10 protein-coding genes and 3 pseudogenes are annotated in these 16,556 nt (G+C 58.1%); 12 read left to right on the top strand and 1 reads right to left on the bottom strand.

The window, feature by feature from the left end; all coding sequences use genetic code 11:
* Nucleotides 1–148 precede the first annotated feature (148 nt).
* From PR018_RS21245 to PR018_RS21190, 12 genes and pseudogenes are all read left to right on the top strand, one after another.
* Nucleotides 149–2,116 (top strand): methyl-accepting chemotaxis protein, encoded by a 1,968-nt coding sequence (locus PR018_RS21245; protein ID WP_142832246.1) that lies wholly within the window; start codon nucleotides 149–151, stop codon nucleotides 2,114–2,116.
* Nucleotides 2,116–2,586 (top strand): annotated as a pseudogene (locus PR018_RS21240) (chemotaxis protein CheW). Before PR018_RS21245 ends, PR018_RS21240 begins: the two are co-directional and overlap by 1 nt.
* 329 nt (nucleotides 2,587–2,915) lie before the next feature.
* Complete coding sequence (locus PR018_RS21235; RefSeq protein WP_142832245.1) at nucleotides 2,916–3,842, top strand: LysR family transcriptional regulator; 927 nt, start codon at nucleotides 2,916–2,918, stop codon at nucleotides 3,840–3,842.
* A 308-nt stretch (nucleotides 3,843–4,150) separates the two neighbouring features.
* Nucleotides 4,151–5,305, top strand: coding sequence for a TIGR03364 family FAD-dependent oxidoreductase (locus PR018_RS21230; RefSeq protein WP_142832244.1), 1,155 nt, complete (start codon nucleotides 4,151–4,153; stop codon nucleotides 5,303–5,305).
* A complete protein-coding gene (phnX, locus tag PR018_RS21225) occupies nucleotides 5,302–6,123 on the top strand; it encodes a phosphonoacetaldehyde hydrolase (protein ID WP_142832243.1) in 822 nt (273 codons plus the stop codon). The genes PR018_RS21230 and phnX overlap by 4 nt, the downstream gene beginning before the upstream one ends.
* A gap of 106 nt (nucleotides 6,124–6,229) precedes the next feature.
* Nucleotides 6,230–7,372 carry an extracellular solute-binding protein gene (locus PR018_RS21220; protein ID WP_244615557.1) on the top strand — a complete coding sequence of 381 codons (1,143 nt, stop codon included), beginning with the start codon at nucleotides 6,230–6,232 and terminating at the stop codon, nucleotides 7,370–7,372.
* Nucleotides 7,373–7,377: 5 nt separating this feature from the next.
* Nucleotides 7,378–8,295: an ABC transporter permease gene (locus tag PR018_RS21215; protein WP_161991026.1), complete on the top strand. Its 918-nt coding sequence runs from the start codon at nucleotides 7,378–7,380 to the stop codon at nucleotides 8,293–8,295.
* Nucleotides 8,283–9,191 carry an ABC transporter permease gene (locus PR018_RS21210; RefSeq protein ID WP_161991025.1) on the top strand — a complete coding sequence of 303 codons (909 nt, stop codon included), beginning with the start codon at nucleotides 8,283–8,285 and terminating at the stop codon, nucleotides 9,189–9,191. The genes PR018_RS21215 and PR018_RS21210 overlap by 13 nt, the downstream gene beginning before the upstream one ends.
* Nucleotides 9,188–10,225, top strand: a complete 1,038-nt coding sequence (locus tag PR018_RS21205) for an ABC transporter ATP-binding protein (protein WP_142832240.1) — start codon at nucleotides 9,188–9,190, stop codon at nucleotides 10,223–10,225. Before PR018_RS21210 ends, PR018_RS21205 begins: the two co-directional genes overlap by 4 nt.
* A gap of 832 nt (nucleotides 10,226–11,057) precedes the next feature.
* Nucleotides 11,058–12,116: pseudogene (locus PR018_RS21200) on the top strand (Fic family protein).
* A gap of 96 nt (nucleotides 12,117–12,212) precedes the next feature.
* Nucleotides 12,213–13,158: pseudogene (locus PR018_RS21195) on the top strand (IS630 family transposase).
* Nucleotides 13,159–13,237: 79 nt separating this feature from the next.
* Nucleotides 13,238–14,425, top strand: a complete 1,188-nt coding sequence (locus tag PR018_RS21190; RefSeq protein WP_142832552.1) for an IS701 family transposase — start codon at nucleotides 13,238–13,240, stop codon at nucleotides 14,423–14,425.
* 466 nt (nucleotides 14,426–14,891) lie between these two features.
* Here the strand turns inward: PR018_RS21190 and PR018_RS21185 are convergent, their stop codons facing one another.
* A complete protein-coding gene (locus PR018_RS21185) occupies nucleotides 14,892–16,346 on the bottom strand; it encodes a sensor domain-containing diguanylate cyclase (protein WP_142832553.1) in 1,455 nt (484 codons plus the stop codon).
* Nucleotides 16,347–16,556: the final 210 nt, after the last annotated feature.

Raw genomic sequence — 16,556 nt, 5'->3', positions numbered from 1 at the left:
CAGCGGACGTCAATTTCACACACGCGCATTTTGCAGCTTTGTATCGTCTCCGTACATTCGCTGTTAAGCACCGGTACAAGGCATCGGGAACCAGATCCACACTCGAGACTTTTGGGTCCGAAAATTAAACCCCCGCCGGATCACGTCTATGAAAAACATACCAATCGTTGGAAAATTCTTAACTATCATGGCGCTGTTCGGCGTCTTTGCGCTTGGAGTTGCAGGCTACGCCGGAACGCGTATTCTAAGCATCGATACGTCCTACAGCAATCTTCTCTCCAACGACGCAGCCGCAGCAATCGCGCTCGCCAGGGCGAACCGTACTCTTCAAGGCGCGCGCACTGCCATTGCCGAACTGACCATCGCGCGCACCGACGCGGATACCGCGAGTTCTGCCAAGGAACTTGAGGCTTCGCGCGCCGTCTTCGCAAAGTTCATGGATGCCGCAATCGCCGGGACTCCACAGCGCTCCGATCTTGGCGCCATAAAAGCGGAAGGCCTGCGCATTCTCGACACGACTTGCGCGAACACCATCGCGCTTGGCAACGCCAGCCGCTCGGACGAAAGTGCTGCGCGCGCGCAGAAGACTTTCATCGATGAATGCCAGTCGTCGTTCCGCGCCATCACCCCGAAATTCTCGCAGATCGTAGAGGAGGTCAACAAGGGCGCCAACGACAAGAGCGATGAGTTGACTATTGACTCCTACCACACGGTAACGGTGACCGTCGGCGGCATTATCGCCGGTCTTTTGATCGTGCTCGCAATCGGCTTTGTTGCAATCCGTTCTTGGCTGGTCAAGCCTATCCGCGGCATTGCAGACACGATGCAGCGTCTCGCCGATGGCGATCTTAGCGTCGATGTGGCTGGAACGGACCGCAAGGATGAAGTCGGCAGCATGGCTAAGGCCGTCCAGGTCTTCAAGGAAAATGGCCTGCGCTCCCGCGAGCTTGAGCAGGAGGCAGTCAGCATTCGCAACGCCAGCGAGGCGGAACGGGCCCGTGTCGCTGATCTCGACCGCAAGCGGGCAGAAGAGATGGCCGAAGCCACATCCGGCCTGGCAGACGGCTTGAAGCACCTGTCGAACGGAGATCTCAACTTTCGCCTCGGCACGCCCTTCGCCTCTGACTTTGAAAGCCTGCGCGGAGATTTTAACGCAGCCGTCGTACAACTCTCTGAAACCTTAGGCGCCGTTGCCGAAGCCACAGGCGCGATCGATAGCGGATCGCGTGAAATCAGCCAGGCCGCCGAGGATCTCTCCAAGCGGACCGAGCAGCAGGCAGCTTCCCTGGAGGAGACGGCCGCAGCGCTCGACCAGATCACCACGAACGTGGTGAACTCTTCCAAGCGTGCCGAAGAAGCCCGTCACGTGGCGATAGAGGCCAAACAGTCTGCCCGTCAATCTGGTGAGGTGGTTTCGAATGCTGTGGACGCCATGCAGCGCATCGAACAGTCGTCGAGCCGGATCTCGAACATCATCGGCGTGATCGACGAAATCGCCTTCCAGACCAACCTTCTGGCGTTGAATGCCGGCGTCGAGGCGGCGCGGGCCGGTGAAGCGGGCAAAGGATTTGCGGTTGTCGCCCAGGAAGTGCGTGAACTGGCGCAACGCTCGGCCCAGGCAGCTAAGGAAATCAAGGAACTGATCCGCAACTCGGCTGGCGAAGTCAGCAACGGTGTGACGCTGGTGCGCGCGACCGGTGATGCTCTGAAGGCGATCGAAGGCCACGTCGTCACCATCAATGTCCAGCTGGATGCCATTGCCCTGTCATCGCGAGAACAGTCTGTCGGTCTCTCCGAGGTCAATATCGCGGTCAACCAGATGGACCAAGTGACCCAGCAGAATGCGGCGATGGTCGAGCAATCGACTGCCGCAAGCTCGTCACTGGCGTCAGAAGCCGTTCGCCTACGCCATCTGATATCGCAGTTTCAGATCGGTTCCGCGCAGGGAAATTCAGGCAATGGCCTCGGGAAGGCCGCTCGGACCCAAAGCAAGCCGACTGTCGTCCGCGAACAGCACAGGCCGGTTGCCTCGCCAGCACGGCGGATGGTGGCGCAACTCGTCCGGGCCGTGAGTCAGCAGGCGGCCGCAAAGGCCGACAACTGGGAGGAGTTCTGATGCCGAATAATTCAGCCAATCCCGCATCTCTCGAGATCCTTGCCTTTCGGCTGCACGGACAGGAGTTCTGAGTCAGGACCACGTCGATCCGCGAAATTCGCGGATGGGCACCTGTGACGCCGCTGCCTCAGGCGCCAGACGAGGTCGTCGGCGTGATCAACCTCAGGGGAACCGTCATTCCCATCGTTGAGCTTGCCATCAAGCTGGGCATGGACGGTACCCAGGCGAACGAGCGCAGCGCCATTGTCGTTGCTGAGGTCAGCAACGGTGTTGTTGGCCTGTTGGTGGATGCCGTGTCAGACATTCTCACCGTAACCGCCGACCTTCTGCAGCCAGTTCCTCCTGCCACTGATATTGGTGCCGACTATTCCGATGGCATCATCGTCCAGGGCGCAGACATGGTTTGTTTTTTAAATCTCGACCGGATGTTTGTGCGGGATAAGCCCGAACAGTGGTCGGTGGCCGCCTGATACATAGCTTTATGGTACAGGGTCGAGGTTGCGTCTGCACGCCAGCCTCGACCCCATTCGTGAACGGTACCGCGCATCTTGCGCAAACGAAATTGAGAACGGGGCATATAATATTAGCATGCTATAAATCTTAGCGTTTAACTAAAAAACGACGCCAACACAACTGGTGGAGGTCGCCTTGGACTGTGTTAAATTGCATAAGTCGCTTGAAGAAAAGATCTAAAAGCTGGTACGTAAGCGACATTGTCATAATGGATAACCTTCAGGTTCCCGCCCCAACGAGCACCGGAAACGCCGCGGGCATTTGCCGATATTGAGGGGTTCTTGCGATGGCGTCTGTCACATTGGCTCAGATGCGAGCCGTCGATGCGTTGGCTCGCACCGGAAGTTTTTCACGCGCTGCTGCGGCGGTGGGTGTCAGTCAGCCCACGGTTTCAACGCAAGTTCAGGCTTTTCAGGATCTCTGCAGCTCACGTATTTTCATCCGTGAAGGTCACGCGATACGGGTCACTCCGGATGGGGAGGCGCTTCTTGCGAAAATCCGAGTTGCGCTTAATTGCGTCGATGAGGTCGATCGGGCCCTTGGTGACAGCGGTCGCCTGGTCGGTGGACAGTTGTCGATCGGCTTCAGCGCCCACAGGCTGATCATGCCGGCACTGGCCACCTTCGTGCAGGCCTTTCCGAAGATGCGGCTGAGTACGCGTGGCGGACCATCGCTGGAACTTGCCGCTGCGGTCTTCAAAGGCGAGCTGGATGTTGCCTCGGTCTCGCAAGCGGGCCCCGATCCGCGCTTTGAAAATCTGGAACTCCGCCGGTGCGGCATCGTCATCTATGGGAAAAAGGGCCATCCGCTGCTCTCAACCGGCACGATTGCCGTTTCCGATCTGCACAGGCAGGACATGATCCTGTGGAACCGTGCGTCCGGTACCCGAATGAAGGTAGAAGCGCTGGCAGCCCAACATGGCGTTATCCTCAAGCCCGTGGTCGAGGTGGCAACGCTCGACGTCGCCTATGCGGCGGCAGCAGCAGGCATGGGTCTCGCCGTGGCGATCGAAGGGGAGGTGTCACAGGACGAGTATATTGACATCGCCCTCCTGTCCGACGCCGCGGCCAATATCGGCCACTATATCATCGCGCTGCCGAGTTGCACGGATCACCTAGCAATCGCCGCCTTTCTCAAGATTGCCGCCCAGCATCGTTTCGTCGCATCCGGCGCAACGCCCCGTGCGCAGGAGCGCGCACGCCCGAAACTGTGAAGGCGTGCGTGGTAGCGGCGCTCAATAGACACAAACGGGAATGATATAATTATAGGTTATATCTATATATATTGCTCATTATTAAAACTGTCACATAATCTGGCTAGCGTGGGTGCACTGCCAGATCAGAGCGGGATCGGACGCCCGGAAGAGCGCTCCACCCGCTTCTGGCGAGCGAATATCAAACTTAGTCAGCTTGCGGCCTTTGTTTTTCAAGATCGCGCGCCTTGCGGTACGCGGTGATCGCGCAACCGTGCCGGCGCTGCGCTTACGATGACGGGTCGAATGAGATTTTCAAGGAGCCGTGTGTGCCTTATTCGTATGACGTTGCCGTTGTCGGCGCTGGAATTGTAGGACTTGGGGCAGCCTTGGCTGCTGCCGCACAGGGCCGAAAAGTTGTCGTGATAGAGCGCAACCCGGCCGCAGTGGGCGCATCCATTCGCAATTTCGGCTTCGTCACGGTTACCGGGCAGCAGGCCGGCGCCCACTGGGCGCGGGCGATGCGAAGCCGCGACATCTGGAAAGACCTCGTCGTGCAGGCCGGCATCGCCGTGCATCATCGCGGCCTTGTCATGCCGGCCCGGCGCGCAGAGGCCGCTGCCGTACTCGAGGCTTTCCTGGCGACGCCGACGGGCGAGGATTGTCGCATGATCGGCAAAGCGGAGGCGCTGGATATCGTGCCGTCGCTGCGTTTGGACGGGATCGAAGCGATCCTCCACAGCCCGCATGAGCTGCGCGTCGAATCCCGCGAGGCCGTTGCCAAGGTCGCAGCCCATCTCGAGAATGCGTATGGCGTCGATTTCCTTTGGGGAACGGCGGCCCGGGCGGTGAGCGACCACGGCGTCGAGACCAGTCGCGGCATGGTCAGCGCAGATGCCGTTGTCGTCTGTCCAGGCGACGATTACTCCGGCCTCTATCCCGAACGGATCGCCGCCTACGGGCTCGATGTCTGCACCCTACAGATGCTGCGTGTAGCCCCTGCGACACCAGCGACGCTCGGTGCGGCTGTCATGTCCGATCTCAGCCTTGCCCGCTACGAAGGCTTCTCCGCCCTGCCCGAAGCCCAGGCCCTGGGTGCCCGCCTGGATCTCGAAGACGCCGAGAAGCGCGCGGCCGGTATCCACCTCATTGCCGTCCAGTCGGCTGACGGCTCCCTCGTCGTCGGCGACACCCATGTCTATGGCAACGCCCCGGCGCCCTTCAGCAGCGCGCGCTTCGATGACCTGATGCTCGACGAATTCGACCGCGTCTTCGACATGCCAGGCCGAAAGGTCATCGAGCGCTGGACAGGCTCCTATGCGCACGCAGCAGACAGGACAGTGCTGGTCGACGCTCCTCAACCGAACGTTCGCCTGGTCATTGTGACGGGCGGCACCGGCGCATCCACGGCATTCGCGCTTGGCGAGGAGGTGATCGCGGACCTCTACGGATCGGCACATTCACAACACGGAGTCCTCTCGTGACCCACCTCAAGGCTGCAGTGTTCGATTGGGCCGGTACGGTCATCGACTTCGGATCGCGGGCGCCCATGGGCGTCTTCGTCGAGGCCTTTGCGAAATTCGACATCGAGGTCAGCGTCGTGGAGGCCAGGGAGCCGATGGGCCGGCCGAAATGGGATCATATTGCCGCCATGCTCGATCAGCCGCGCATCCGGCAAGTCTGGGCGAACAAGCACGGCACGGAGCCGACGAAGGCCGATATCGACCGCATCTACGCCGTCTTCGTGCCGATGAACGAAGCGGTCGTTCACAAGTTCGCCGATCTCGTTCCGGGCGCCCAACAGATTGCGGCCCGTTTGCGCGACATGGGCCTGAAGATCGGCTCCACCACCGGATATACGCGCTCGATCATGGAGCGGCTTTTGCCGCTGGCAAAGGCGCAGGGCTATGAGACCGACAATCTCGTCTGCGCGGGCGACCTGCCGGAGGGCCGGCCGACGCCGATGAACATGTATCGCTGCTTCATCGACCTCAATGTCTGGCCGGCCTCGGCCGTCGTCAAGATCGACGATACCGGTGTCGGTATCGATGAGGGCGTGGCAGCGGGATGCTGGACGGTCGGCGTCGCCCTCAGCGGCAACGAAGCCGGCGTCACGGTCGCTGAACTGGCAGCAATGACGAAGGCCGATGTCGATGCCCTGCGCGAAAAGGCAACGCGAACGCTGACGTCGCACGGTGTCGACTACGTGATCGATACCGTCGCCGATCTCATGCCGGTCATCACGGACATCGAAGCGCGACTTGCCCGCGGCGAGCGGCCGGGAGGCACAACATCCATATGACGGAGTGATCCGGCTGAGGCCGTGACTTGACCTGCAAGAATTTAACCATCGGGCCAACACCGACCCAAGGGTGCGGCCTTTTCAACGCCCAGGAGAAACCTTGACCATGACTCGTTTTCCGAAATCCCTTTCGACGCCGGCACTGCACCGCCGCGACTTCCTGGCCGGCGCGACGGTCCTTGCCGCCGGCGCAAGCCTCGGCCTGCCGCTCTTCGGCGCAAACGCTGCACGCGCAGCCGCCGATGCCGACTGGTCCGCTCCGGTCGATCTCGCCAAGGCAAAGATCCAAGCCGCTCAGTTCGATAGCTATGGCATGCCCGACAACTGGGCGAACTACGGCGAAGTCCTGAAGAAGATGGCCGAAGCCAACGGCTTCTCGTTGACCCACGTCGATACCGACATGAGCTCGCTCGAGGAGATCACCAAGTTCGACGCCGAAAAGAACAATCCAGTCGCGATCTCCGCCGATATCGGCATTCTCTTCGGGCCGGTTGCCGAAGCCCGCAAGGTGGTGCCCGACTATATGCCGCCGCGCGCATCCAAGCTGCCGGTCGGCCTGAAGGGCGCCAATGGCGGATGGGTCGCGACCTACACGGGCGTGCCGGCCATGGTCGTCAACACCGACGTCATCAAGAACGTGCCGAAGACCTGGGATGATCTGCTGAAGCCAGAATATAAGGGCAAGATCAATGCGATCAACGCCGGTGGCTCCAGCGGCACCGATGTCGCCATGTTCATCGCATGGGCCTATGCCAACGGCGGAAGCGAAGTCGACATCGAAAAGGGTGTCGACTTCGCAAAGAAGATGCTGCCGCAGTTCTCGTCTGCTGCTTCGAACGCGCAAACGCTGGAACGCGGCGAACTGCCGATCCAGCTGAAATACGATTTCAACTGCATCGCCGCCGCCGAGACCGTGCGCGCAAAGGGCGTCAAGGCCGAAGTCGTCATCCCGACCGTATCGATCTACGCACCGTCGGCGTTGATGATCAACCGCTACAACACGGCTAAGATGAACGCAGGCAAGCTGCTTCTCGATTTCGTCCTGTCCGACGAAGCGCAGATCGCCTTTGCCAAGTTCGGCGCCCGTCCGATCCGCTGGGTGCTCGGCGACTTGAAACTTCCTAAGGAAGCAACGGCCGGATGGTTACCGGATGCCGACTACGCCGGCGTCAAGATCATTCCTGATTGGTCGAAGGTATCCGTCGAAAAGATCGCCGCCGTTTGGCAGGAACGGGTCGCGGAAGGCTGATCCCGATGACCGATATCGGCAGGTCCGTTTCCACCGCCGCATCGCGAGGCCCAACAAGGGCCTCGCCTTGGCGCATCATCAAGCGCTGGTTCGTCGACTGGTCGCTGGCTCTGCCGATCATCATCGTCGCCACTTTCATGCTGTTCGTGCCCTGTCTGGTCATGCTGCGTCAGAGTTTCGCGGACGCGACGGGAGGCGGCTTCACGCTTGCCAACTGGATAAGCGTCTTTTCTGCCAAGACGCTGCGCGCCGCGATGATCAACAGCCTGATGCTCGGCTTCACTGTCGCGACGATCGCGCTTCTCGTCGGCGCGCCGCTTGCCTGGATCGTGTCGCGCATGACCCGGCTGAACCGGGCGATCCATCTCGGCATCCTCAACGTTGCCACCAATTTCAGCGGCATCGGCCTCGGCTTTGCCTTCGTGGCGGCGCTCGGGACCTACGGCATGGTGACACTGTCGCTTCAGGCGCTGGGCTTGCCCGTGCAACCGCCCGCACCCAACACGTTCTGGGGGCTGGTCATAGCCTACGAATATAGCAACGTGCCTCTGTTCGTCCTTCTGTGCCTGCCGGCGATGAGCCTTCTGCGCGATGAATGGTGGGAGGCGGCACAAACCTGCTCGGCCTCCCGTCTGCAGTTCTGGAGCAGGATCGGATGGCCGGTGCTGCGGCCGTTCCTGCTCGCTTGCTGGCTTCTGATTTTCACTTGGTCTGTCGGCATGTACGGGGTGCCGGTCGCGCTTCTCGGTACATCGCCCACGGCTTTTCGTCTCGTCACCGTCGAGATGAGCCAGTCAATGCTGGGTTCGCTGTTCGGGTCGCAGCGCATGCCGGTTCTAGCCGTCATACTGATGCTTCTCGCGGCATTCAGCCTCACCCTTTACCGCATTATCGTTCGACGAGGGACGCAATGGCTGAGTTGAGCCTCCAAACCACACAATCGCCGCAAGCCACGCCGACGGTCGCCGTTGTCGGTCTGCTGGCGCGAACGCGGCGGTTACCGGTTGCTGCCTTTCTGCTGCTGGTACTGACGATCGCCTATATCATGGTGCCGATGCTTGCCGTCTTTTTCTATGGCGTGGCCACCCGTTGGTCGACGAGCATTCTGCCGGACGGATATACGCTCGCCCACTGGAGAGACGCCTTCATCGACATGCGGTTTCTGTCCGTTCTCTGGCGTTCCGTATGGCTTGCCGTGCTTGTCGCTGCTATCGACGTGCTGCTAGTGGCGCCCGCGGTCTACTGGCAGAGGGTCCGCAATCCCGCGATCCGACCGGTCCTGGAACTTCTCGCAGCCATTCCCTTCGCGGTGCCGCTCCTCGTCATCGCTTTCGGCTTGCTGAAGGCAACCGGCGATAACGCACCATTCCTGCAGGGAACGGTCGGGCTTGTCGTGGGAGCCCATGTCGCGGTGGCTTTTTCCTTCGTGTACTGGGCCATCGACGGGTCGATGGCTGCTGCCAACGTTCTGGCGCTTACCGAGGCGTCCCGGACCTGCGGCGCCGACCTCTGGACGACGATCCGCCGCGTTATCCTTCCCAATATCGGCCCCGGCATCGCCAGCGGGGCCATCCTAGCCTTCGGCATCAGCTTCAACGAAATCGCCATCGTGCAGGTGCTGGTCGGCAGCCGCTTCGAAACCGTGCCGCTTTACACGCTCAACCTCCTGAAGAGCACGGATGCCGACTTCAATATTCTCGCCGTCATGACTATCATCACCTTCTTCATCACACTGGCGCTATCGATCGGCGTGGTCGCGCTCAAGCTCGGGCGCGCCTCGACCGTCGGCACCCCCATGCCGGGAAAGGCTGGAAAATGAGCACGATCACCATCGACCGCATCTCCAAACGCTATGGCGGCAAGATTGCCCTGGAAGATATCAGTCTTCAGGTGGAAAGCGGCGAGATGATCGCGCTTCTGGGCAGTTCCGGGTGTGGCAAGACCACTCTGCTGCGTTGTATTGCAGGCCTGGCACAGCCGGACAAAGGCCGTATTCTGTTTGGTGGCGAGGACGTGACTGACCTGCCAACCCAAGGACGACCGATCGGCATGGTTTTCCAGGCCTACGCGCTGTTTCCAAACATGACCGTGCGCGACAATATCGCTTTCCCGCTTAAGGTGCGGGGAATGGCTCAGGCCAAGATCGCAGCCCGTGTTGACGAACTTCTCGCGCTTGTCGGTCTCGACGAACGCGCCGATCACCATCCGAACACGCTGTCCGGCGGCCAGCAGCAGCGCACCGCGCTTGCCAGGGCGCTCGCACCCGATCCTGCGGTTCTCCTGCTCGACGAGCCGCTATCGGCGCTTGATGCCGTCGTGCGGGATTACCTGCGAGACGAAATCCGCCGCATCCAGCAGAGCATTCGAACCACCGCCATACTTGTCACCCACGACCAGTCCGAAGCCCTGGCCGTCGCCGATCGTGTCGTCGTCATGCGCAGCGGTCGAGCCGAACAGGTTGCGACGCCTGCCGACCTCTACAATGCGCCGGCGACCGATTTTAGTGCCGGTTTCATCGGCAATAGAAACCGGTTTGATCTGCCGGTACGCGACGGTTCTGTCCAGTTGGGCAAGGCTCTGCTGTTTTCGGTCGGCGCCATTGGCGACAGGGCGCAGGTTTTCGTGCGTTCCGAGGACATCCGCATGATGCAGCTCGGTCAAGGCCATCCGGCGCGCGTCGATGCGCGTATGTTTCAGGGGCAGACAACGCGCTTTTATCTGCAGCTTGATCTGGAAGAGGGCCCGGTACGGCTGCGCGTCGATTGGCCGAGCCGTAGCTGCGCAGATGTTCAGGTCGGAAGCCTCGTTCATGTAACGATAGATCCGGCCGATGCACATGTATTTCCAGCCTGAGCCACGACCTCTTCGAGAGATTTTCCTAAAAGGCTGCCTTTCTTGAGATCACTTAAGACCGCTTATCTTGGGTATGCCGAAACTATCAATTCGTGCGGCAAATATTTTGATCCGGGATGGTTCTAGCTTCGGTGGCAGACCAGAATATCCGCAAGACTCGAGAGGTGTGTCCGTTCTCCAGACAACAGACAGGGCGTCAAGACGGATCCGCTTGTGCAGTTTGCGTCGAAGCGATTTCACTGAGCAGGCCATCGCGGCGCTCGAAGAGATTCGAACTGAATTGGAGCCGGCCGCTCGTCGCTTTCGTGGGAGCTATCCAGTCAAAGTATCCGAGTAGGTGGCATCCTCTGGAAATTGGCTGTCTGCTGACGCACCCACGGGCGGCTACGAGACCAACGGCGCCTCAGTGGCGACAACCTAGGCCGTCTTTGCAAGCCTTATCGCACTTGCCATGGCCATCGCCATTGCCGTTGAGGCCAAGAGCATGACAGCTGGATAGATATAGATAAGCCCATTTGAGCTGGTGGGCGCCTTGAGCGGAGTCGAACCTACGACCGCGCCGTTGTTTCGCGTCGATCTCATCCGGACCGTTAGGGATGTCAAAGACTTAGAAATCCCAATCCACGAGCTCGTTCGCTAGTGCCTTGCCAACCACTTAGGATGACCGTCTCGAATTTTTAGAGCTGTCCTCGCCCATCTTCTCGCGTCTCGCTGCAAAAGTTTGGATTCGCTTGAGGTCGCTCGCGATCAACCGGCACGTTTGACAAGTGTGTCGTAGCAATTGGATGGAAATGGATGAATAAACAGCATATGACAGCGTCTCAGGTATCGGATGCGAATGGATGGGCAAATGGAGTTTCTAAACACAGCGACCGTCCGAATCACGCCCGAAATCCTGTCGCTGATCGCCGAAATCGATGAATTCAAAGGTGCTTGGCGTGCGATCGGCCGGATCGCGCCTGAGCGGCTATCCAGCCTCCGGCGGGTTGCTACGAGCGAAAGCGTCGGTTCCTCCACACGTATTGAAGGGGCACGCCTCACGATCGGGAGGTGGAAAAGCTACTGGCAAACATTCGCCTGGGGTCGTTTACCACACGCGACGAGCAAGAGGTTGCCGGTTATGCGGAGGTAATGGAGACCATCTTCAGTGCCAACGAAGCAATTTCGTTCACCGAGAATCATATCCGTCAGCTCCACCGCGACCTTCTTGCGCATTCGACAAAGGACGAGCGGCATCGCGGCGCCTACAAAACCCTCTCCAACAACGTGGAAGCGTTTAACGAGCAGGGCGAGAGCCTTGGCATCGTTTTCGAAACGGCATCACCGTTCGATACGCCGTGTCGAAATGGAAGAGCTGATCGCCTGGCTGGATGAGCAAGGGCAAGAAAAGCGGCTCCATCCACTTTTGGTCGTTGCGATCTTCGTTGTCGTTTTCCTCGAAATCCATCCATTCCAGGATGGCAATGGCCGCCCATCGCGTATTCTGACCACTTTGTTGCTCCTGCGGGCCGGCGACGCTTACGTCCCCTACAGCTCGCTCGAAAGCATCATCGAGCAAAGCAAGGAGAGCTATTACATCTCGCTTCGACGCACGCAAGGAACGATCCGCAGCGCCGAGCCTGACTGGAATCCCTGGATCGAATTCTTTTTGAGAGCCCTGCATCTGCAGAAGACGCGGCTTGAGAAGAAAATGGAGCGCGAGCGCATTATCCTCGCCGACATGCCGGAATTATCTGTCACATTGCTCGAATTGGCGCGCGAACACGGGCGGATCACGGTCGCGGAGGCTGCACGGATCACCGACGCAAGCCGTCACACCATCAAGGATCATCTCAAGGCACTCGTGGATCAAGGGCACCTCTGTCTTTCTCTAACAGTAGCACGGCGTTAAAGTTATTAGAGCGGTTCCCTGACTGATTGAATCTTTGGGGCTTTGCAAATCGGTCCGGGTCTGATTCAAGCTATCTGCCGATGGAGGTCGGCGGATATGTCAAAATTCCTTTCTGTCGATCTGCGCGTTCGTGTTGTTGCTGCGGTTTCTGCTGGTGCAACGCATCGAGAAGCCGCCGAACGTTTCGGTGTGAGTGCCGCAAGCGTCAGTCGCTGGCGAAATCTGCAACTGCGGCAGGGTGATGTGCGACCTGGCCCGCTTGGCGGGGATCGCAATTCCCGCAAAACCGAGGCGCATAGGGAACAGATCATGGCCTGGCTTGCCGAACACCGGGACGGAACCTTGTTTGAACTCCGCGACGCGTTGGCGGAGCAAGGCATCACGATCAGCAAGTCGGCCTTGCACCGCTTCCTTGTCCGGCACGGCCAGACGCGTAAAAAAAGACTGGCCACGCGATAGAGCAGAGCCGGCCCGATGTCTTGGAGCAGCGCCAGCGCTGGTTCGACGAACAATTGGATCTCGATCCCGCCAAGCTCGTCTTTATCGACGAAACCTGGACTGCGACGAACATGGCCCGCAGCCATGGACGCTGCAGGAAGGGAGAGCGCCTGCGAATGGGCTTTCCTCACGGCCACCGCAAGACGACGACGCTGGTGGCGGTTTGCGCAGCACGGGCATGGTTGCGCCGCTCGTGATCGACGGGCCGATAAACGGAGACTGGTTCGAGGCCTATGTCGCACAGGTGCTGGTTCCGACATTGAAGCCTGGCGATGTTGTCATCCTCGACAATCTTTCCAGCCACAAGAGGCCCGCTGCCCGCGCGTTGATCGAGACTGCCGGTGCACGCATGCTGTTCTTGCCGCCCTACAGCCCCGACTTCAACCCCATAGAAAAGGCATTCTCAAAGCTGAAAGCACTCCTGCGCAAGGCGGCAGAACGCACTGTGGCAGGCCTTTGGGACAGGATTGGAAAACTGATCGACCTCATTGAACCTCAAGAAGCCCGAAACTTCTTCACCTCCTGCGGATATGATCCAGAATGAACGGGAAACGCTCTAATACTACAGTTGCGTTTACATTCAAATTGTGATTCACTTCCGATGTTTGATGGGAGGGATTTCGATGTCTGTCGCGGGTTGGTCCGGTTCAGTGGTGGCATGGCAGCAGGAACTCGATACACTGAAGCAGCGGCTAGGCCCGGTCTTTGGTCGACGTGAACTTCGGGCATCGGCCAGTGCTTTCCTGGACGGTTTGTTGTCCGGAGTTGAGCGCAAGACCGGCTGGTTGATGGCTGAACAGGCAGGTCTGGAGAGCCCCTATCGAATGCAATCGCTGTTGGGGCGCAGCCAATGGGATGCCGACAAGTTGCGCGACGTCGTTCGCACGTATGCAACAGAGGCACTTGGCGATGAGGACGGCGTCCTTGTGGTCGATGAAACAGGATTTCTGAAAAAAGGCACACACTCGGTCGGCGTCGCACGACAATATTCGGGCACGGCTGGACGTATTGAGAACTGCCAGGTCGGCGTCTTTCTTGCCTATGCAAGCCGTTTTGGTCAAACCCTGATTGATCGGCAGCTTTATTTGCCCAAAGACTGGAGCGAAAGCGAAGCGCGTCGTGGTGCGGCTCATATCCCACAGCAGCAAGCCTTCGCGACCAAGCCGACCATTGCAGCCAAGCTCATTGCCGATGCGCTCGATGCTGGCGTGCCTTGCGCATGGGTGTTGGCTGATGCACTCTATGGATCGGATTCCAAGTTACGCCATATGCTGGAAGGCCGCGGCCAGCCGTATTGTCTGGCAGTTCGTTCCAATCATCGCCTGCGCTTTGTCCGTGAGCAACACTTCGAGCAAACTGATCCGGAAACAATGGCTGCGGAACTAGACGCGGGAGCCTGGTCCAGTCATGCAGCCGGAGAAGGTGCCAAGGGCCTTCGGCTCTACGATTGGGCACGTATTCCTTTGAGCTCTCGTCCTGATGGGCAATGGCAACGTTGGCTTCTCATCCGTCGCAACCGGCGCGAACCCGACGCACACGCCTATTATTTTGTCTTTGCGCGTGCTGGTACAGAACTGAGCGAGTTGGCGGGTGCCGCCGGGCTGCGATGGACAGTGGAGGAGTGCTTTCAGCGCGCTAAGGATGACCTCGGCCTGGATCATTGCGAAGCACGCTCGTGGCATGGCTGGAACCGACACATGACACTTGTCATGGCTGCCGCAGCTTTCCTCGCCAAGCTCGGCGCTGATCTACGCCGCGCGGCTACTGGCAAACCGAACGAAAGGAGTCCAAATCCTCCAATCGCCGCCTGACCCGGACACTCGCGCTACTGCCGACCGTCGCAGAAATCCGCTATCTGATTACGCGACTACTGCTGCCGCCGCCCATCAGAGTTCGCCACATCCTTGCGTGGTCACTATGGCGACGAACCCATCAGGCTTCCGCAATGACATCACATTACAAAACACGCCATCAAACGCAACTGTAGTACTAATGTTTCTTGTTGCGATGTATACGTCCCTTGAGCTGCCTGTTTTTGACGTTGGAGGCGCCAACCGGCGTTTGAGGAGACGCCGGTTGGCAAACGTTTGTTTCCGTCGAGACTGCGTAATAGGTTGCGCGATATAAATGAGGCGAAGCAGCGTATTCTCCGACTGGCCGTTACACTACATCATCGGCTTGCTTCCTTGACGAAAAATGTGGCGGCACATATCAATGTCGACTGCCGCAGGCTCCTGTTCTCACGTGTTGCACCTAACTAAAGGCGCTCGGCTACGGCTACGAAACCCGCTTGTCGTAGTATGAGGCTTTTGCTCGATACATAATTTTATCTGCACGATCGACCGTGTTTGATAGTGGTTCGTCCAAACAGGTTGTTGCAGCTCCTATCGACACGCTTAAGAGCCCCCGTTCGCTGGACTGGTTGTCAAGTCTGACGAGCCTCTCCAAAGTCTGAAACACTAATTGTGCTTCAGTTTGTTCTGCGCCGGGCATTACCAACACGAACTCGTCGCCACCAAGTCGGGCTGCAAAGAATGCTCCATGGGCAAGTACAGTAAGTATTTCGCCCATCCTCTTCAAGAGAGAGTCACCAGCAGTGTGCCCATCGGTGTCATTGACCGTCTTCAAGCCGTTCAGATCCATCATCAGAAATGAAATTGGGCGAATTGAGGACGCCTGAAGCTCGCTCAGCCGCTTTTCGAAAAAAATACGGTTGTGCAGATTTGTAACAGGATCATGTGTCCCGGCATGACGCAGTTGCTTTTCAGCTTTTTTTCGCTCTGTAATGTCTATCCGCGCAATTTGGACCTTGGCCCAACTCGACTCATAACCCGGCATCACACTAAGTTGGAGCTCCACGTCCACATCATGTCCATCGAGAGTGAGGTCGCTCGTATCGAGTTGCTGAAAAAAATTGCCCTTCCAGAGACCAAGAATTTCATTCACGAAATCGTCAGGGTAGCCGCCGCAGCGTGGTTTCTTCGCATCGTTCAGAAGGCTATCCTTTTCAACGGCACCAAAAAGTCGCATGGCTTGGACATTTACGTCGAGAATACGAACTGCGTCTAAGCATCTGTTTTTAAAAGCCGAATTATGTTCAAAGTAAGCCCGCAAATCAAGAACGCCTTTGTCTCGAGCTTTGTCCAGCAGACATTTCACTGCACTAAAATCTTTTACCCATAGCGCAACCGGAGAATTTTCAAATAAGCCCTGTGCGTACCTCGCAACATCGCTTGCTGTACGTCTGGCTTGTTCCAAAGCTGTTACGTCTTCAATTGCGATGAGCACTCGGCTCCAGTCTCGCTCATGGCCGGGTAGCACATGACCCCGAATTTGAACATTCAGGTCGCGACCCGACAAGGTTGTGTTAACAGTTTGGCCAAAAAAACTGGTCTTGCCGTCCCAAAGCTCAACCCATTGGTCGATAATACCTTCCAGGCTTTGAGCTTTAAGTATTCTAGGGATTGCGGCGAAAAACTCAGAAAAATCGGACGCTTCGAAAAGATCTAGCGTTTTCCTGTTTACTTTTATGACATTGAGCTTGGAAAGGCAGAGCGTTAAAGACTCAGGCTGCTTCAGATACTCTCTCAATGATACCATGCCTCGCGCTTGCCATGTCTCGAACAGCGCCTTAACGGCACTGGCGTCCTCCAACCAAAGGGAGACTGGCGCAAGTTCAAATATGCTCGAATTATCCAAGCGCTCTATTTCAAAGTTTCGAGTGAACTCCATGTGGCACCTTCGCGCAACTACCTCACTAAGGTTCTAGATCGTTTCTATTCCGGCGCCGTAAATGACATCATTCGTAATGTAACTAAGTGCAATTATTTGGTATAAATACCCTCTTAATGTTGTAAATTGTACTAGAGGTGGCCGCCTGCTGCAGACATATACGGACGAGCAATGGCCGATTGCAGTTAATTGGAATGGCCTTTGCAAAGT

Source organism: Rhizobium rhododendri (assembly GCF_007000325.2).
Taxonomy (GTDB): Bacteria; Pseudomonadota; Alphaproteobacteria; order Rhizobiales; family Rhizobiaceae; genus Rhizobium; species Rhizobium rhododendri.
Note: the sequence above shows the minus strand (reverse complement) of the source record. Positions and strands in the feature narration are given on the sequence as shown.